Origin of the sequence: Jiangella aurantiaca (assembly GCF_004349105.1) — a bacterium.
GTDB lineage: Bacteria > Actinomycetota > Actinomycetes > Jiangellales > Jiangellaceae > Jiangella > Jiangella aurantiaca.
Genome location: NZ_SMLB01000019.1, coordinates 73,356 through 91,046 on the forward strand (window position 1 = coordinate 73,356; position 17,691 = coordinate 91,046).

The window sequence follows — 17,691 nt, forward strand, 5'->3', positions numbered from 1 at the left end:
TCCCACCGCAGCACCGGCCCCATCCCGCCGAGAGAGGACAACGCGATGCCCCCGTCCGCGCCCGTGTCCCGATCCCGCCGACGACGACTCGCCGGCTGGTCCGCCACCGTGCTGGCCGTCGCGCTGACCGCCACCGCCGGCGCGGCCAGCCCCGCGATGTCGGCACCGGCCGCCCCCGTCACCACGCCGGCCGAGACCGCCGCCGCCGGCGAGTCCGTCACCCGGGTCACGTTGGTCACCGGCGACGTCGTCGACGTGACCACGGTGGACGGGAAGACGTCGGTCGCGGTCGAGCCGGTGGACGGGGGCGCGGTCGAGGCGTACGAGCTGGACGGCGACACGTACGTCGTCCCGGCCCGGGTCGCGCCGCTGGTCCGCGCCGGCACCGTCGACGACCAGCTGTTCAACGTCACCCGCCTCATCGCGGAGGGTTACGCCGACGACGCGGCCGCCGAGCTGCCGGTCATCGTCACCTACGACGGCGCCGCCGCCCGGTCCGCGTCCGCCGTCGCGAGCCGGGCCGAGAACCTCCCGGCGAGCGACGCCACTCTCCCGCTGCTCAGCATCAACGGCGCCGCTGTCGAGGTCGCCAAGGCCGACGCCGGCAGCTTCTGGGCCGCCGTCCAGGCCGACCGAACCGTCGAGGGCGTCTGGCTCGACGGCAGCGTCACCGCGGCGCTGGACGTCAGCGTGCCGCTGGTCGGTGCGCCCGAGGCGTGGGCGAGCGGCCTCGACGGCACCGGCACCACCGTCGCCGTCCTGGACACCGGGATCGACCCGAGCCACCCGGACGTCGCCGGTCAGATCACCGTTCAACAGGACTTCACTGGTGGGACCGGCCCGATCGACCGGCATGGCCACGGCACCCACGTCGCGGCCACCGTCGCCGGCACCGGCGCGGGCTCCGGCGGCGCCCGCCGCGGCGTCGCGCCCGGCGCCGACCTGATGATCGGCAAGGTCCTCGACGACGGCGGCAGCGGCCTGGACTCCTGGGTGATCGCCGGCATGGAGTGGGCCGCGCGGGGCGGCGCCGACGTCGTCAGCATGAGCCTCGGCGGGTACGCCAGCGACGGCACCGACCCGCTCAGCCAGGCGGTGAACGAGCTGACCGCGGAGACCGGCGCGTTGTTCGTCATCGCCGGCGGCAACTACGGCCCGGGCGACTACTCGCTGACCAACCCGGGCGCCGCCGACGCCGCGCTCACCGTCGGCAACGTCACGAAGACCGATGACCTGGCGGCGACGTCCGGCCGCGGGCCGCGGGTCGGCGACCACGCCGTCAAGCCCGACATCACCGCGCCCGGCACGAACATCGTCGCCGCCCGGGCCGCGGGCACGGCGATGGGAACTCCCGTCGACCAGCTCTACACCAGCGCGTCCGGCACCTCGATGGCCACGCCGCACGTCGCCGGCGCCGCCGCGATCGTCCGTCAGCAGCACCCCGACTGGACGCCCGAGCAGGTCAAGGCCGCGCTCGTGTCGACCGCCGTCCCGCGCGACGGGCTCAACGTCTACCAGCAGGGCGGCGGGCGCCTCGACGTCGCGACCGCCGTCGGCCAGGGTGTCTACGCCGGCCCGGCGCCGCTGAACTTCGGCTACCTGCCGTACCCGCAGACCGAGCTGGAGCCGATCGTCCGCACCGTCACGTTCACCAACGTCACGGCGAGCCCCGTCACTCTGGACCTCACCGCGACCGCCACCAGCGGCGGCGCACCGGCGCCGGCCGGCATGCTCACGCTCGGCGCGCCGACGGTCACCGTCCCCGCGAACGGCACCGCCGCCGTCGACGTCACGCTCGACCCGTCGCTCGGCGCCGCCGGCCTGTACAGCGGCTTCGTCATCGGGACCGGCCCGAACGGGACGAGCGTCTCGCTGCCGCTCGGGCTGAACAAGGAGCCGGAGGTCTATGAGCTCACCGTCACCGTCCTGGACCGCGACGGTGCCCCGAACCGCGGCGCGACCCTCCAGGTGGGCAACGTCGACGATTCCTCCAAGCACGTCTCGTTCCCGAACCTGGACGCGCGCGGGCAGGCGACCGTGCGCGTCGCACCGGGCACGTACAGCGTGCTGAGCATCATGGCCGAGATCGACGGCGAGCGGTACACGTACACGTTCGCCGGCGACCCGCAGGTCGAGGTCGGGCCGGGCGGCGCGAGCGTCGTGCTCGACGGCCGCACCGCGGTCCCCATCACGGCCGACGTCGGCCGGACCGTCGAGGGTGTCTCGGCGAAGCTGGAGTTCTGGCGGTTCCCGGTTGCCGGCGAGTCGATGCACTACCGGTACCTGCTCGGTGAGCCGTTCACCGACCTGTACGCGACGCCGACCGAACAGGTCACCGAGGGCGGCTTCCACCTGGTGTCGCAGCTCTCGCTGGCCGAGCCGGACATCGTCGTCGACGGCGCCGGGCTGGCCGCCTTCGAGCCGGAGTACTTCGTCTACGCGCCGGAACTGCCGGCCGGCCGGTCCCGGTGGGACGTCGTCGACGCCGGCGCAGGAACGCCGGCGGAGCTGGCCGAGGTCGACCTGGACGGGAGGATCGCGCTGGTCGAGGCGACCGGCGGGCAGTGGAGTGAGCAGATCCGGGCGGTCGCGGCGGCCGGTGCCGAGCTGGCGCTCCTCTACAGCCGGTCCGGCTACCCCTTCGCCGGCGCCGTCGAGCACGGGCTGCCCATCCCGGCAGCCGCGCTGGACCTCAGCGAGGCCGAGACGCTGCTGGCCCGCGGCGGCGCCGTCACCGTCCACTCGACGCCGGACAGCCCCTTCCTCTACGACCTGCGCTTCGACCAGGACGGCGGTGTGGGGACGGACCTCTCCTACGTCGTCGACGCCGACGACCTCGCGACCGTCTCGAGCAGCTACCACGCGGACGCGCCTGAACGCACGGTCGCCGACGTGAACGCGTCGTTCGCCCCGTGGCAGGACTGGTCGTTCGACTCGTTCCGCTACTTCCGGGCCCCGGCCGAGCGGACGGAGTACGTGACGGCGTCGCCCGGGATGCTGTGGCTGAAGCAGCTCGCCGGCTACGAGACGGCCGACGTCGTCCTGGCCCGCCACGCGCGCGACCGGCTGCGGACGCTCTCCGCCGGCGAGGAGCTCGAGGACAGCTGGTTCGGCGGGCCGTTCGTGCCGTCGCCGCGCCGCGAGGTGCTCGACCAGGATCGCGTGGGCATCCCGTGCCCGGCCTGCCGCGACGCCGACGAGCTGTTCTTCTGGATCGAGGACTACGCCGACTCCGGCGACGGCCACTACGGCGTCTGGGACACCCGCTGGGAGAACTCGGCCACGCGGCTGTACCGCGACGACCAGCTGGTGGTCAGCCGGCGCACGGGACGCGGGGTGCTCGCGGCGGTCGCGGGGGACGCGGAGTACCGGCTGGAGATCGACGCGTGGTCCGACGCGCCGTGGAGCTGGGGCACGCGGTCGTCGACGGCGTGGACGTTCCGGTCCGCGGCCCCGTCGTCCGGCGTGGGCGACCTGCCGTCGTGGTACCGCTGTACGGACGGCGGCCACCGCGACTGCGCGTTCCTGCCGCTGCTGTTCGCGTCGTACGACGTGCCGCTCGATCCGCTCAACCGGGCGCCGGCCGGCCGCACGTTCCACTTCGGCCTCGCCGTGGGCGGGCCGGTGGGCGCGCCGTCGCCGTCCGTTCGCCGGGTGCGGGTCGAGGTCTCGTACGACGACGGCGCCAGCTGGCGGCCCGCGGTGGTCCGGCCAGCGGCGGGCGCCGCGGGACGATACACCGTCACCGTCAAGCACCCCGGGGACGCCGACCACGTGTCGCTGCGGATCGACGCCGAGGGCGATGGGACGCGGCTGGAGCAGAAGGTGATCCGCGCCTACCCGCTGGACTGACGCCGCTACACACGTTGATCATGGAGAAATCGGGGTTCCTGGCGCCAGGAACCCCGATTTCTCCTTGATCAACTCGGCGGAGGCTGCCCACGACCTAGACGTCGTCAGCCACATCGTGATACACCTTGTATCGTGCGTGAAGCAAAGGTGTCTCACGACGTACTCGCCGCGGCCAAGCGGCTGGCCGAGCGGCAGGAGCTCGGCGGCGCGTCGATGGCCGACATCGCCAAGGAGGCCGGGATCACCCGCGTCACGCTGTACCGGCGCGGCGAGACGCGCGCCGCCATCCTGGTCGCGCTGCGCGACGAGCTGGCCCGCGAGGAGCGCGAGCGGCTGCTTCCCGTCCTGACCGCCGCGGGCGACGCGCGCACCCGGCTCACCGCGACGTTCGAGGTGCTCTGCGCACTCACCGACGAGCGGGCCGACCTGCTCACCGGGCTCGACGACCCGACGCTGAACGCGATCTACCACGACCCTGGCGACGAGTCGCTCACGCGCGCCGAGTTCACCGCGCCCATCGTCCGGCTGTTGCGCGACGGCGCGCTGGACGGCTCGCTGCGCGAGCTCGCCGATCCCGAGGAGACCGCCACCGTGCTGTACGTCCAGATCTGCGAGACCTACCGGCACCTGCGCCGCGAACACCGCTGGTCGGCGAAACGCGCGACAGACGCCGTCCTCGACCTGACGCTGCACGGGCTACTGCCATGAGCCCCGTGGCGACCGTACTCGAGCGAGTGATCCCCGGCGAGGACGTCGACCGCGGCCGGGTGGCCCGGCTGACCATCGCGCACGCCGGCGCTGACCTGTTCCAGGCCGCCGTGCCCGCGCTCATCCCGTTCTTCGTCGCCGAACGCGGCATGACCTACGCCGACGCCGGCCTGCTCGTGCTGGCCGGCAGTCTCGCGTCGTCGGTCATGCAGCCGCTGGCGGGCGTGGTCGGCGACCGCGTCCGGGCCGCCTGGCTGCAGCCGCTCGGGCTGGCGCTGGCCGGTGGCGGGCTACTGGCGGCGACCATGCTCGACTCGTTCGCCGCCATCGCCGCCGCGCTGCTGCTCGGCGGCCTCGGCGTCGCGATCTTCCACCCGGAGGCCTTCCGCGCGACCCGGGCCGCGGCCGCCGCCAGCCCGGGCGCCGCGCTGGGCGTCTTCGCGCTCGGCGGCAACATCGGCTTCGCGTTGGGTCCTTCTCTGGTGGTGCCGCTCGGCGCGGCGTACGGCATCGAGGCGGCCGGCGCGGTCGCTGTCATCCCGCTGGCCGGCGCGTTGTTGCTCGGCCGCGGGATCGACTCGGGCCTCGCCGAGCCCGTGCCGGACGAGCCCGGCGCGGTGCCGGTGCCGAGCGACTGGCGCACGTTCGGCTTCGCGACCCTCGGCGCGACGGCGGCCGCCGGCGTGCTGTTCGGGCTGATGGCGTTCGCGCCGGTCTGGTTCGACGAGACGCTCGGCGCCGGCGTCGGCCTGGGTAGTGCGGCGGTCACCGGCATGCTGCTGGCCGGCGCGGTGGGGACGTACGCGGCCGGCGCGCTCGGCGACCGCCACGGACGGCGGCCGGTCGTGCTGGTGTCGGTGCTCGCGCTGGTCCCCTTGTCGGCCGTGCTTCCGCTGGCCGGGCCGCTGCTGGCGGTGGCGCTGCTGATCGTGATCGGGCTGGTGCTGGAGGGCATCTTCTACCCGCTGGTCATCGTCGCCCAGGACGGCCTGCCGCGGCACGCCGGGCTGGCCGCCGGCATGGCGCTCGGCCTCAGCGTCGGCATCGCGGCCGCGACCACCAGCCTGCTCGGCGTCCTCGTCGACGCGAACGGCCCGGTCGCCGCCCTCTGGGGCTGCGCCGTCATGGCGGTGGTCGCGCTCGGCGCCGGCGCTCTCGCCGTCCGCCGTCCGCACTGACGCCGCGGACGGGCCAGCCGGCGGACGAGAATGTTGATCTTGGAGTTGTTCGGCCATCTATCGGACATTTCACCCCACGATTGCCGAACAACTCCAAGATCAACATGGGGACGCGGGGGCCGCCGCGACGCCGTCGACGAAGTCGAGCATCGCGGTCTGGAGCTGCTCGGCCGGGGCGCCACCATCGGCAAGGATGTCGGTGCCATGCCGGGGAGTGGGCAGGACGAGCAGCTCGCTCCCCGGCAGCCACGCGTGCAGCTGCTGGGTGTCCTCGGTGGCGCCGTAGCTGTCGCCGTCGCCGGTGATCAGCAGCACCGGGCAGCTCAGCCCCGTGACCGCGGCCTGGTCGAAGTCCATGCCCTCCGAGTGCAGGCCGCCGGCGACCCACACGACAGCGTCCGTTGGCGGCGACGGCTGCAGCGCGACGCGCAGCGACGCCATGGCGCCGAGACTCGCGCCGGCGACGACCACGCGCTCGGCGCCGTGGTCGCGGAGGTACTCGACGGCGCCGACGACGTCCTGCCAGATCTGGAACCGCGGCCGGAGCCGCTGGTACGTCAGCACCTGGTGGCCGCGCTCGGCGAGCGCCTCCGCGGTCGCCGTCCAGTCGTCCTGGCTGTCGCCGTCGCGGCCCATGTGCGACAGCACGACGGCGACCGGCGCATCGTCGGGACCGAACAGCCGGCCCTGCCGCGGCTGGCCGTCGCCGCCGGTGAACTCGATCTCCTGGTACGGCCCGGCGGGCGTGGTCGCCGACGGCGCCGCGGACGGCGAGCTGCCACGGTCGTCGGAGCCGTCGCCGGAGCAGCCGGTCAGGCAGAGCGCGAGCAGCAGGGCGAGGGCGGCGGGACGCGGCATGGGTGGCATGCTGGCCTAGGAGCCGCGGCGCGTCCAGGCCAGCAGGTCGTCGACCGGCCAGGTGTTGACGATCTTCTGCACCGGCACCCCGCAGGCGGCCGCCCGCTCGCACCCGTACGGCTGCCAGTCCAGCTGGCCGGGCGCGTGCGCGTCGGTGTCGAGCGCGAACGAGCAGCCGGCCTCGACCGCCAGTCGCAGCAGCCGCTTGGGCGGGTCGAGCCGCTCCGGCCGCGAGTTGATCTCGACGGCGACACCGAACCGCTCGCACGCGGCGAAGACGATCTCCGGGTCGAACGTCGACTCGGGCCGGGTGCCGCGGCCGCCGGTGATCAGCCGGCCGGTGCAGTGCCCGAGCACGTCGACGTGCGGGTTGGCGATGGCGGTGACCATGCGCTCGGTCATCTCGTCCGACGCCATCCGCAGCTTCGAGTGCACGCTCGCCACGACGACGTCGAGGCGGCCGAGCAGCTCGTCGGACTGGTCGAGCGAGCCGTCCTCGTTGATGTCGACCTCGATGCCGGTGAGGATCCGGATGCCGGGGTCCTTCTCGTTGAGCTCGGCCACGATGTCGAGCTGCTGGCGCAACCGCTCCGGCGACAGCCCGTTGGCGACGGTGAGCCGCGGCGAGTGGTCGGTCAGCGCGATGTACTCGTGACCGAGCTCGGCGGCGGCCTGGACCATCTCGGGGATCGGGCTGCCGCCGTCGGACCAGTCGGAGTGCATGTGCAGGTCGCCACGGAGGGCGGCCCGGATCTCCGCGCCGCCCTCGGCGACCGGCCGGCCGCCCGTCGCCTCGAGCCGGCGCAGGTACACCGGGACCTCGCCGGCCAGCGCCTCGGTGATGACGGTGGCGGTCACCTTGCCGATGCCGGGCAGCTCGGTCAGCGTGCCGGCCTCGACCCGGTCGGCCAGCTCGGCGATGCCGATGGAGTCGACGGTCTTCGCGGCCGTGCGGAAGGCCCGTACCCGGTACGTGGGTTCGCGGGCGCGCTCCAGCAGGAACGCGATGCGCCGCATCAGGTCGCCAGGCGTGGGATCGGCTGTCACGGACCCAGTGTCTCCTGAGCCAGCGCCGTGGCGACCGCTTCGGCGAGCCGGCGGGCGGTGGAGCCGTCAGGCTCGCCGTGGTCGGGGTTGAACTCCGTGAGCACGAGGCCGGCGAAGCCGGGGTGCTGGGTCAGCACCGTCACCGCGCGCATGACCTGGTCGAGCGTGAGCCCGCGATACTGCGGCACGTCGGCGGCCGGGAGGTCGAGGAAGTTCACGACGTCGACGTCGAGGTGGACGACGAACCGTTCGGTGACGGAGGTGAGGGCGGACAGCGCCAGCTCGGCCGCGGCGGCCGGGTCGGGCGCGACGGACGACGCGGGGAAGCGCCAGCTGGGCACGCGGCCGTGGACGTCCTCCTCGTCGTCGGCGTAGCCGAAGAAGCAGACGTGGTCGGCGGTGATCAGCGGGCGGCGCGGCCCGAAGCCGCTCAGGGCGGGCGCGGTGCCGGGCAGGTCGAGCAGGTGCGCGACGCCCATGCCGTCGGCGATCGGTTCGTGCGGGTGGTCGGCCGGCGTCATGAGGTCCTGCCCGCCGTCGACGTACATGAGGCCGACGTCCTGGCCTGCGGCGGCGAACGCGCTGACCACGGCGATGGTCAGGGTGCACTCGCCGCCGACGACGAACGGGGTCTCGCCGGCGGCCAGGATGCCGGCGACGGCGTCGCGGGTGTCGCCGAGCACGTCGAGCACGGCGTCGAGGTTGTTCGGCCCTCCGTCGAGCGTGCCGCTGGGCGACGCCGCCCAGCGCCGCACCGGACGGTCACCGTGCTCGGCGACGTCGCGGCCGGCCCGCCGCAGCAGCTCGACCAGGCCGGCGGCCCGGAGCACGGCCGGCGCCCGCTCCTGGCCGGGCCAGTGCGCGGCCGCGCTGGACGGCACGCCGAGCAAGCCGAGCGTCGTCATGGCGTCAGTCCCGCCCCTGCCAGGTGCAGATGCAGATCTCGTTGCCCTCCGGATCGGCGAGCACCCAGAACGCAGGCGCGCGTCCGTCGTTCACCAGCCGTCCGCCGGCGTAGAGCGCCGCCGCCAGCCGCCGCTGCGCTTCGTCGTGCGGGACGCTGATGTCGAAGTGGATGCGGTTGCGCTGCGGCCGCGGCGCTTCCATCTGCTGGAACCAGACCGCCGGCCCCTGCCCGAGCGGGTCGACCAGCGGGTCGGCCGGGCCGTCTTGGCCGGGCTCGTCGGTGTAGGCGAGAACGGCCTTCCAGAACGGGCGCACCGCCGGGATGTCAAGCGCGTCGATGGCGATCTCGAGGGACTGCTCGGCCCGCGGCACAGCCGTCGCGACAGCCGGGTCAGTCGCTTGGGGGCCGACCGCACGGTCTGACGTCAGCCCCGATGAGGTGGTGTGCGCGGTCGCGCGCAATACCGTCGTGATGCGGGCCGCCGCCTCGACGTCCTCGCTCGTCACGTCGGCCAGCGCGGGGTCCTGCAGGCTGAGCAGCACCCGCCCCGGCCGCAGGTCGGCGCGCAGGTGACCGTCGGCCGGACCGGCCGCCCGCACCGCCGTCGCCGTCACGTCGGCCGCCTCGGCCGGCGACCCCACCGCGACGCCGGTGTGGAACCGCGCCAGGAGGTAGCGCCAGCCCAGGTGCTCGACGGCGGCCGACGCCTCCGGCCGGCGCAACCGCCGCGGCGCGGTGTCGTCGCTCATGGCAGTCATGTTGGCACGCGGGTCCGACACCCGCGCGGTTCAGGCCACGACCGGCGCCTCGTCGTCGGCGGGGCCGCGGACGGCGGCTTCGAGGTCGGTGCGCAGCGCGAACGGCACGAACGCGGCCAGCACCAGCACCGCGAGCACCGTCGCCGCGACGAACGCCGTCCGCAGCCCCCACAGCTCGGCGACGATGCCGCCCAGCGCGGCGCTCGCCGGGATGACGCCCCAGCTGATCATCCGCGACGCGGAGTAGAGGCGGCCGAGCAGCTCCGGCGGCGACAGGTTCTGCCGGATCGTCCCCGCGAGGATGCGCCAGATGCTCGACCCCGCCCCCGCGACGACGGCGCCGGCCGCGACCACCCAGATCCCGGCGTCGAGGGCCACCGGCGCCACGAACAGCACCGTCCCGACCGCATCGGCGATCATCAGGCGGGTCGTGCCGATCCACCGGCGCAGCGGCTCGACGAGGACCGACGCGATGAGACCGCCGACCGCCATCCCCGTCAGCAGCAGGCCGTACTGCGCGGCCGTCAGCCCCAGCGGCCCGGGGTCGACGGCGTAGACGACGAGCAGCGACACCGCCACGGCCCAGACGACGTTCATCGCGGCGGTGAACAGCGTCAACGTCCGCACGACCCGTTGCCGCCAGAGGAACCGGAACCCGGCGACCAGCTCGCCGCGTCGTCGGCCCGCCGCGGGCGGATCGGCTGAGGCAGCCGCCGGCCGGCGCACCGTCATCACGAGCACCCCGCCGACCGCGAGGACGTAGAGCGCCGCGCTGGCGCCGGTCGCGAGCGCCAGCGTCGCCCCGGCGAGCAGACCGGCGAGCGGCGGACCGGCCAGCTGGTTCGCCACGTTGATGGTCGCCTCGATGCGCGCGTTGGCCCGGCTGCGCCCGACCGGGTCGACGACCAGCGGGATGGTCGAGGTCAGGGCGGTGTCGACCAGTGTCTCGGCGACGCCGAGCAGCACCGCCGCGACCAGGATCAGCGGCAGCGACAGCACATCGGCCAGGAAGGCGGCCGTGACCCCGCCCAGCACCAGGCCGCGCGCCGCATTCACGGCGCTCAGCAACGTCCGCCGATCCACGCGGTCGACGATCCAGCCGGCGTGCAGCCCGAACAGCGGCCACGCCAGGGTGAGCGCCGCCGTCACCGCCGCGACGCCGCCCGCGGACGCATCGACGGCGATGGCCAGCAGCGGCAGCACGAACAGCGCCATGCCGTCGCCGAGGTTGGCGGCCCCCGTCCCGAACCACAACCCGTTGAACGACCGGCCCAGCGACACCGGCAGCACGCGCATCGGATTCTCACCCTTCATCGGCGTTTTGCTGGTTGTAGTTCTGGCACACAACCGTCTCACCTGTCAACGCTCGATGAACGGTGAGATATTCTCGAGAGCATGACCGACGTCGAACTTGTCGGCAACGCGCTCTGCCTCGACTTCGCCAACACCGTCAACGCTCGGCCGGTCGCCCAGCGCGATTGGCTGGCGACGCCGGAGGAGGCGGTGATCTGGGCGCGGGCCGCCGGGCACCCCGTCGATGACGATCCGAGCCTGCGGTTCACGCTCCCGGTCGCTCGCGACCTGCGCGAGACCGTGTTCCGGGTGTTCCAACCGCTGGCGCACGGCGAGCGCCCCTCGCCCGACGACCTCGACAGCATCCACGCGGTGCACGCCGAGGGGGTCGCGTGCGGCCGATTCGTCGAGGACGGCGCGACGTTCCGGCTGTCCTGGGGGGAGCCGCAGACGCTCCGGGTGCTGCTCTGGGAAGTCGCGGCGTCGGCTGTCGGGCTGCTCACCCACGGCCCGCTGAACCGGCTGGGCGACTGCCCGTCCTGCCACTGGCTGTTCCTCGACACCAGCAAGAACGGGCGGCGCCGCTGGTGCAGCATGGCCACCTGCGGCAGCCGCGACAAGGCCCGCCGCTACTACGAGTCGCGTAGCCCGTCGTGATCAGGCCCGCAACGTCTTGGTGAAATGCGCGTCCAGCGCCTCGACGGCGAAGGAGACCTGGGCCGGCTGGTCGTAGAAGTCGGTCTGGGTTCCCTCGCCCCACGCGATCTCCACCGGCCCGCGCAGCCGCGACCGCAGCGCCTCGACGTGCGAGGGGAAGACGCAGCCGTCCGAGTGGACGAACACCGTCGGCACCGACACCGCGTCCGCCGCCGACAGCCCGTCGAACGTCAGCCATGGCAGCCAGCTCGCCTCGGCCATCTCGTTGCGCCAGGCCGGCACCGCGCCGCGCGCCGGGTTCGCGTAGTAATCCATCTCGAAGAACATGCCGGCGCGGTCGTTCCCGGGCTCGTATGCGGGCACCGTCACCACCGTCCCGTCCCCGTGAAAGGCCTCCAGGGCCGCCGCTCCCCGCTCCAGCCGGCCACGGACACCGTCGAGACCGCCGTAGAACGGGGCGGCCGACTCGGTGTCGTGGAACCAGCCGGCGACGCTACCGAACGAGGCGATCGGCGCACCGGCCGCGATCGCCGCCAGCGCGTACTGGGCGCTCGCGCACACGCCGACGTAGCCGAGGGCGCCCGGCCGGACGAACGACAGCGACGAGGCGAACCGGGCGGCCGCGACGATGTCGGCGATCTTGCGGCTGGGCAGCTCGAACTGACGGGGTTCGCCGCCGCTCTCGCCGAAGCCGGCGAAGTCGAACGTGATGGCGGTGTAGCCGCGAGCGACGAGCTCAGCGGCGTAGCGGTCGGCCATCTGCTCCTTGACGGTCAGCCATGAGCCAGTGATCAGCACGGTGGGCTGCCGTTCGACGAGGTCGTCCGCGACACGGTGCACGCGCCCGGTGAGCAGCGCGCCGTTGCTCTCGAACACGACCGGGAAGGTCGTCGATCCGGTGGTCATGGGCCGACGGTGCCACGCCGGCCCATGACCGCGGAGGGTCGAAACCTGCTGACCTATCGGGCGAGGGTCACGGGCGGGCCTGGTGGAACTCGCGGCGGCACTCCTCGAGGTCGACGGTCACCCGCTCGCCGAGGTCGACGTTCACGGGGACGGTCTGGAGGACGGTGCCGTCGGGGCGCTCGCAGGTGAGGATCCACGGCTCCTCGTAGAACCCGGTCTGGAAACCGTGGATCCCGTCCTCCTGGTACGCCGGGATCGGCCGGTACGACGGGTTCACCGCCCACTCGAACTTGCCGTTGCGGCTGTCGACGTCGAGGTCCGACGTCAGCGTGGAGGTGAACGACGACGGCCGGGTGCTGCCGTCGGGCTGGAGGTAGGGGCTGGTGTACATGTCGAACGCCTTGGTGATCCGCAGAACGGCGCCCTTCGGCCCCTTGCCCGCGATGACGGCGTATTGGGCCGGGTCGGCGGCCGTCTCGAGCATCGTCAGCATCGCCTCACGGTGCTCGTCGTACACGTCGAGGACCTGGGTCTGGTAGGTGCGCTCGACACCGGCGTCGGGGCAGGTCTCGGTGGTGAGGGCGAGGCCGCGGGTCGCGTAGTAGGCCCAGTCGATCGCCTCGCCCGTGGTCTCGTAGTCCTCGGCCGACGGCAGCGCGTCGTAGCCGGGCCCATAGATCGACGCGACCTCGGAAGCGAGCGCGTGCAGCCGGTCGACGTCCTGGGCGGGGCCGGCCTCGAGCTGCAGCGGCGGGTACAGCACGACCTGGATGCACGTGTGCTGGGTGTTGAACACGACCGCCTGGCGGGTCGACAGCAGCCACTCCATGTTCCGCGTCTCCGGCTCCGACCACGGCGCGGCACCGCCGGTGGTGATGGGCAGCCAGCCCATGCCGTAGTTGCGGTTCATGTCGGTGTTGGTGTCGGTCTGCCGGCGCGCGCGCACGAACCCGTCGACGTTCACGACGGGCACGACGACGACGCGGGCGCGGCCGAGCAGGCCGGTGACGTACGGGTCGCCGGCCGCGGCACGCTCGACCAGGTCGATGGCGAACTCCATGGTCAGCTCGCCGCTGGGGAACTCGTTGCCGTGGTGCATGCCGACGTCGACGAAGACCGGCTTGCCGTCGTCGGCGTCGACGTTCGTACTGATCTCGACGCCGCGGACGGTGCGCCCCGACGTCGTCGGGTAGGGCAGCGTGATCGGCTTGACCAGGTCCGGGTGGTCGGCGACCAGCTCCGCCAGGTCGGCCTCGTAGTCGGCCAGCGTCCGGTAGGCGGTGTTGCCGCTGGGCAGCCCGGCGGCCGCGGCCGACGGGGACGGCTCGGCCGCGCCCACGGCGGCCGGGACGGCGACCGCGGGCACCGCCAGGACGGCGGCCGCGGCCAGCAGGACGGTGCGACGACTCGGACGGGAGCGATCAGTACGCCTCATGAACGCGTTCCTCTCCGCAGTACCGGCAGGGGCAGGGCAGGACCAAGTCAAGATCGGCCGAGCCGCGCCGAGGTTATCGCTTCGTTACGTTTCGCACGAGAGGTATGGCATGTCACGTTGCTACGCGGCCAAAGGCCGACCGCGAGGTCCCAGGCGGCGGCGAGCCCGACAAGGGAAAGGAAACTTGAGTCCGGGCGTCGCGATAGCTTCCCGCCATGTCCGAGCCCGAGGCGCCCACCCCGCCGGCCGAGCCCAACCCGTACGCGACGCCGGCCACCACGCCGGCCATGCCGCCGCCCTCGTACGACGAGCACCGGGCCGCGACCGCACAGCAGCCGTACCCGCAGTTCGGCGCCTACGCGCAGTACGGCGGCCAGCCGCAGCAGCCGTACGGCCCGCCGAACCCGTGGCCGGTGACACCACAGCCGGAGCGCATACAGGGCACGAACGGCTTCGCCGTCGCGACGCTGGTGTTCGGCATCATCGGCGGCATCCCGCTGGCGATCATCTTCGGTGTCATCGCCCTCGGCCGGACGGCGAACGGCCGGCAGCAGGGCCGCGGCATGGCCGTCGCCGGGCTCGTCTGCGCCGGCCTCTGGCTGACGGGGATGGTGGCGGCCGGCGTCTACGCCGCGGTCGCCGAGCCCGATCGCGACGACAGCGGCCGGATCACCGAGGAGGGCGAGCTGTCGACCTACGACGTCGAGATCGGCGACTGCCTCAACGGGCTGCGCGACGTCGAGGCTGACGCCGCGATCACATCGCTGCCCGCCGTCCCGTGCACCGAGCCGCACGAGGGCGAGGTCTACGCGTCGTTCGAGCTGACCGGGGACGACTACCCCGGCGTCGACGGCATCGTCGCCCAGGGGGACGAACGCTGCGCCGAGGCGCTGCTCACGTACTCCACGCGGGCGTACGAGGACCAGAACGTCGGCCTCTTCTATCTCTACCCGGACGAACTCGGCTGGCCGCAGGACCGCACGATGGTCTGCATCGCCGTCGCCTTGGAGGGCACGCTCACCGGGAGTCTCACGGAGCGACCGGGTACCTGACGGAGTCACTTGCGGTCTGAGTTAGGTTAGGCAAACCTAGTTGACTGCAGATCATTCTCCGTGAAAGGACCGCGCCCGTGGCGTACCACGAGGGTGTCAGGCTCGCCGAACCGCCGGCAACCGGATCCGCTGAAACCGCCGACGACCTGCTCGAACGCCAGCGCCTCCGAGAATCCTCGGCCCGCTCCTACCCCCGCCGCCTGCCGATCGCGCTGGTCGAGGGCCGCGGCTCCACCGTCCGCGACCGCCAGGGCCGCGAGTACATCGACTGCCTGGCCGGCGCCGGTGCGCTGGCGCTCGGCCACCACCACCCCGTCGTCGTACAGGCGTTGCGCGACGTGCTCGACGAGGGCACGCCGCTGTCGACGCTGGATCTGCCGACGCCGATCCGGGACCGGTTCGTCGAGCAGCTGTTCGCCGTCATGCCGGAGCCGCTGCGCGAGGGGCGCATCCTGTTCTGCGGGCCGACCGGCGCCGACGCCGTCGAGGCGGCCGTCAAGCTGGCCCGCACCGCCACCGGCCGGTCGGGATCGATCGCGTTCGGCGGCGCCTACCACGGCATGACGCAGGGCGCGCTCGCGCTCACCGGCCGCAAGGCGGTCAAGGAGCCGCTGGGCACGCTCCTCCCCGACGTCCACCATCTGCCATTCCCGACGGCGTTCCGATCGCCGTTCGGCCTGGACGACGGCGCCGCGATGGCCGGGCGGCTGGTCGAGTGGGCACTGACGGACGACCTCAGCGGCATCGCGACGCCGGCCGCCGTCATCGCCGAGCCGGTGCAGGGAGAGGGCGGCGTGCAGCCCATGCCCGCCGCGTTCGCCGCCACTCTCCGGCGCGCCACCAAAGCCGCCGGCACCGTGCTCATCGCCGACGAGGTGCAGACCGGCCTCGGCCGCACCGGCGACCTGTGGGCCAGCGAGGCGATCGGGCTGGATCCGGACGTGCTGGTGCTGTCGAAGGCGGTCGGCGGCGGGCTGCCGCTCGCGGTGATCATCCACCGCGGCGAGCTGGACGGCTGGCAGCCGGGCGCGCACGCGGGCACGTTCCGCGGCCAGACACTGGCGCTGGCCGCGGGGGCGGCGACGATCCGTGAGGTCGTCCGCGCCGGACTGGCGCAGCGGGCGCGCGAGGCCGGCCGCCGGCTCACCGAAGGGCTGCTCGCGGTGGCGGCCGACGACCCGCGGGTCGGGCACGTCCGCGGCCGCGGGCTCATGACCGGCGCCGAGCTGGTCGACCCAGGCGTGGTCGACGCCGACGGCGTCCCGGTGCCGGACGGCTGGCTGGCCGGCAAGGTGCAGGGCGAGATGCTGCGCCGTGGCGTCATCGTCGAGGTCGGCGGCACGCATGACGCCGTGGTCCGGTTCCTGCCGCCGCTGGTCATCACCGACAAGGAGATCGACCGGGTGGTCGACGCGTTCGGCGCGGCGCTGCGGGGCGTGCACGCCGAGGCCGACGAAGGGGACGACCGATGACCCCGGCGCCCGGACCGCTGTTCCTCGACGGCAGCCCGGCCGCGCACGAGGCGTTGCGGGCCGCCGTCGCCGAGGTGCTCGCCGTCCTGGCCGCCACCGACGACCGCGGCCCGTTCCCGTCCGCCGGCGCGGCCCGGCTGCGCGAGACGGCGACCGCGATCGAACCGCTGCCCGACGATGCCGAGCCGCTCGGCGAGGTGCTCGCGGACGTCGGCCGGACGGTGCTGGCGCACGGCGCGCGGGTCACCGACCCGTGGTGCGCCGCCCACCTGCACCCGCCGACGCTGGTGACCGCGGCCGCGGCCGAGCTGGCCATCGCCGCGACGAACCAGTCGATGGACTCCTACGACCAGGCGCCGATGGCGACGTACGTCGAGGACCGGCTGATCGGCCGCCTCAACCAGCTGATCGGGCTGCCGGCCACCGGCTCCGGCGTGCTGACCTCCGGCGGGACGGCGTCCAACCTGCTCGGGCTGCTGCTCGCCCGCGACCACGCCGCCGGCGGGGCGAACCTCAGCGGGCTGCCGGCCGGCGCGGGCCGCTGGCGGATCCTGGCGTCGGCCGGGGCGCACGTCAGCGTCCGGCAGGCCGCCGCCGTGCTCGGGCTGGGCCGCGACGCCGTCGTCGCCGTCACCACCGACGATGACGGCCGCATGGACGTCGCCGCACTGGACCGGACGCTGGGCCAGCTGACACAGACCGGGGCGGTGCCGATCGCCGTCGTCGGGACCGCCGGCACCACCGACACCGGCGCCGTCGACCCGCTCGCCGCGCTGGCCGACCGGGCCGCCGCCGTCGGGGCGTGGTTCCACGTCGACGCGGCCGTGGGGTCGGCGCTGGTGCTCAGCGACCGGCTGCGACCGCTGGTCGCCGGCCTGGAGCGGGCCGACTCCATCACCGCCGACCTGCACAAGCTGTGGTGGCAGCCGATCGGCGCGAGCGCGCTGCTGGTCCGCGACGCCGCCGCGCTGCGGAGCGTCCGTGAGCCGGCCGACTACCTCAACCGGACCGACGACGACGTGCTCAACCTGGTCGACCGGTCGCTGGACACGTCGCGCCGGTTCGACGCGCTGAAGATCCTGGTCTCGCTGCGGGCCACCGGCCGGCGTCGGCTGGCCGGGCTGGTCGAGCACCTGGTCGACCTCGCCGCGAAGGCCGGCGAGGCGGTCCGCCGCCACCCCGACCTGGAGCTGCTGGCGCCGCCGCAGACGGTCACCGTGCTGTTCCGCTGCCGTCCCGACGGCGTCGACGAGGACCGGCTGGACGGGCTGAACGTCGACGTGCAGCGGCGGCTGCTGGCGTCCGGGCGGGCGGTCGTCGGCCGGACCCGGTACCGCGGCCGGGTGGCCCTGAAGCTCACCTTCACCAACCCGCTGACCAACCACGACGACGTTGCCGCGCTGCTCGCCGCGGTCGCCGCCGAGGCGTCCGCCGGACTCGAGGAGGCGGCCGAGGAGGCTCATGCAGCACCGACGGCGACGCGGGGCCGGAGGTCCCGCCGAGTCGTCGGTCGAGACCGAAAGCCGAATGGTGCGAGGGAGGCATCGCTGCATGGGCCGATCGACTGA

14 protein-coding genes are annotated in these 17,691 nt (G+C 73.7%); 7 read left to right on the plus strand and 7 right to left on the minus strand.

The window, feature by feature from the left end; genetic code table 11:
- The first annotated feature begins 63 nt into the window (after positions 1–63).
- The 3 genes from E1262_RS15410 to E1262_RS15420 all read left to right on the plus strand — a co-directional run bounded on the left by E1262_RS15410 (position 64) and on the right by E1262_RS15420 (position 5,738).
- Entirely contained in the window at positions 64–3,852 is a 3,789-nt protein-coding gene (locus E1262_RS15410) for a S8 family serine peptidase (RefSeq protein ID WP_132104025.1), read from the plus strand.
- 147 nt (positions 3,853–3,999) lie between these two features.
- The gene (locus tag E1262_RS15415) at positions 4,000–4,560 is read left to right on the plus strand and encodes a TetR/AcrR family transcriptional regulator (RefSeq protein ID WP_203453902.1); all 561 of its coding nucleotides are present in this window, start codon (positions 4,000–4,002) and stop codon (positions 4,558–4,560) included.
- A gap of 5 nt (positions 4,561–4,565) precedes the next feature.
- The gene (locus E1262_RS15420) at positions 4,566–5,738 is read left to right on the plus strand and encodes an MFS transporter (RefSeq protein ID WP_162605920.1); all 1,173 of its coding nucleotides are present in this window, start codon (positions 4,566–4,568) and stop codon (positions 5,736–5,738) included.
- 99 nt (positions 5,739–5,837) lie between these two features.
- On the opposite strand, the gene E1262_RS15425 is transcribed toward E1262_RS15420, so the two are convergent.
- Genes E1262_RS15425 through E1262_RS15445 form a run of 5 tightly spaced genes read right to left on the minus strand, consistent with a single transcriptional unit; the run spans position 5,838 to position 10,604 of the window.
- Positions 5,838–6,596, minus strand: coding sequence for an alpha/beta hydrolase (locus tag E1262_RS15425; RefSeq protein WP_132104028.1), 759 nt, complete (start codon positions 6,594–6,596; stop codon positions 5,838–5,840).
- A gap of 15 nt (positions 6,597–6,611) precedes the next feature.
- Positions 6,612–7,613 carry a PHP domain-containing protein gene (locus E1262_RS15430; RefSeq protein ID WP_132104049.1) on the minus strand — a complete coding sequence of 334 codons (1,002 nt, stop codon included), beginning with the start codon at positions 7,611–7,613 and terminating at the stop codon, positions 6,612–6,614.
- 26 nt (positions 7,614–7,639) lie between these two features.
- Complete coding sequence (locus E1262_RS15435; RefSeq protein WP_132104029.1) at positions 7,640–8,548, minus strand: arginase family protein; 909 nt, start codon at positions 8,546–8,548, stop codon at positions 7,640–7,642.
- 4 nt (positions 8,549–8,552) lie between these two features.
- Positions 8,553–9,299, minus strand: a complete 747-nt coding sequence (locus E1262_RS15440) for a VOC family protein (RefSeq protein ID WP_132104030.1) — start codon at positions 9,297–9,299, stop codon at positions 8,553–8,555.
- 39 nt (positions 9,300–9,338) lie between these two features.
- Complete coding sequence (locus E1262_RS15445) at positions 9,339–10,604, minus strand: MFS transporter (RefSeq protein WP_162605921.1); 1,266 nt, start codon at positions 10,602–10,604, stop codon at positions 9,339–9,341.
- Positions 10,605–10,703: 99 nt separating this feature from the next.
- Here E1262_RS15445 and E1262_RS15450 point away from each other — a divergent pair, with 99 nt between their 5' ends.
- Positions 10,704–11,258 carry a CGNR zinc finger domain-containing protein gene (locus tag E1262_RS15450; protein ID WP_132104032.1) on the plus strand — a complete coding sequence of 185 codons (555 nt, stop codon included), beginning with the start codon at positions 10,704–10,706 and terminating at the stop codon, positions 11,256–11,258.
- Here the strand turns inward: E1262_RS15450 and E1262_RS15455 are convergent, their stop codons facing one another.
- The gene (locus tag E1262_RS15455; protein WP_132104033.1) at positions 11,259–12,164 is read right to left on the minus strand and encodes an alpha/beta hydrolase; all 906 of its coding nucleotides are present in this window, start codon (positions 12,162–12,164) and stop codon (positions 11,259–11,261) included.
- A 67-nt stretch (positions 12,165–12,231) separates the two neighbouring features.
- The gene (locus E1262_RS15460) at positions 12,232–13,599 is read right to left on the minus strand and encodes a M14 family zinc carboxypeptidase (RefSeq protein WP_132104034.1); all 1,368 of its coding nucleotides are present in this window, start codon (positions 13,597–13,599) and stop codon (positions 12,232–12,234) included.
- A 215-nt stretch (positions 13,600–13,814) separates the two neighbouring features.
- On the opposite strand from E1262_RS15460, the gene E1262_RS15465 reads away from it, so the two are divergent.
- The 3 genes from E1262_RS15465 (at position 13,815) to E1262_RS15475 (ending at position 17,691) form a co-directional block, all read left to right on the plus strand.
- Positions 13,815–14,651, plus strand: coding sequence for a DUF4190 domain-containing protein (locus tag E1262_RS15465; protein WP_132104035.1), 837 nt, complete (start codon positions 13,815–13,817; stop codon positions 14,649–14,651).
- Between the two features lie 77 nt (positions 14,652–14,728).
- Positions 14,729–16,123, plus strand: a complete 1,395-nt coding sequence (locus tag E1262_RS15470; RefSeq protein WP_132104036.1) for a diaminobutyrate--2-oxoglutarate transaminase family protein — start codon at positions 14,729–14,731, stop codon at positions 16,121–16,123.
- Positions 16,120–17,691 carry a pyridoxal phosphate-dependent decarboxylase family protein gene (locus tag E1262_RS15475; RefSeq protein WP_132104037.1) on the plus strand — a complete coding sequence of 524 codons (1,572 nt, stop codon included), beginning with the start codon at positions 16,120–16,122 and terminating at the stop codon, positions 17,689–17,691. Before E1262_RS15470 ends, E1262_RS15475 begins: the two co-directional genes overlap by 4 nt.

Bases quoted from the DNA above. Each gene is read 5' to 3' on its own strand.
- E1262_RS15425 (WP_132104028.1), bottom strand. From the start codon at position 6,596: ATGCCGCGTCCCGCCGCCCTCGCCCTGCTGCTCGCGCTCTGCCTGACC.
- E1262_RS15430 (WP_132104049.1), bottom strand. From the start codon at position 7,613: ATGCGGCGCATCGCGTTCCTGCTGGAGCGCGCCCGCGAACCCACGTAC.
- E1262_RS15435 (WP_132104029.1), bottom strand. From the start codon at position 8,548: ATGACGACGCTCGGCTTGCTCGGCGTGCCGTCCAGCGCGGCCGCGCAC.
- E1262_RS15440 (WP_132104030.1), bottom strand. From the start codon at position 9,299: ATGAGCGACGACACCGCGCCGCGGCGGTTGCGCCGGCCGGAGGCGTCG.
- E1262_RS15445 (WP_162605921.1), bottom strand. From the start codon at position 10,604: ATGCGCGTGCTGCCGGTGTCGCTGGGCCGGTCGTTCAACGGGTTGTGG.
- E1262_RS15450 (WP_132104032.1), top strand. From the start codon at position 10,704: ATGACCGACGTCGAACTTGTCGGCAACGCGCTCTGCCTCGACTTCGCC.
- E1262_RS15455 (WP_132104033.1), bottom strand. From the start codon at position 12,164: ATGACCACCGGATCGACGACCTTCCCGGTCGTGTTCGAGAGCAACGGC.
- E1262_RS15460 (WP_132104034.1), bottom strand. From the start codon at position 13,599: ATGAGGCGTACTGATCGCTCCCGTCCGAGTCGTCGCACCGTCCTGCTG.
- E1262_RS15465 (WP_132104035.1), top strand. From the start codon at position 13,815: ATGTCCGAGCCCGAGGCGCCCACCCCGCCGGCCGAGCCCAACCCGTAC.
- E1262_RS15475 (WP_132104037.1), top strand. From the start codon at position 16,120: ATGACCCCGGCGCCCGGACCGCTGTTCCTCGACGGCAGCCCGGCCGCG.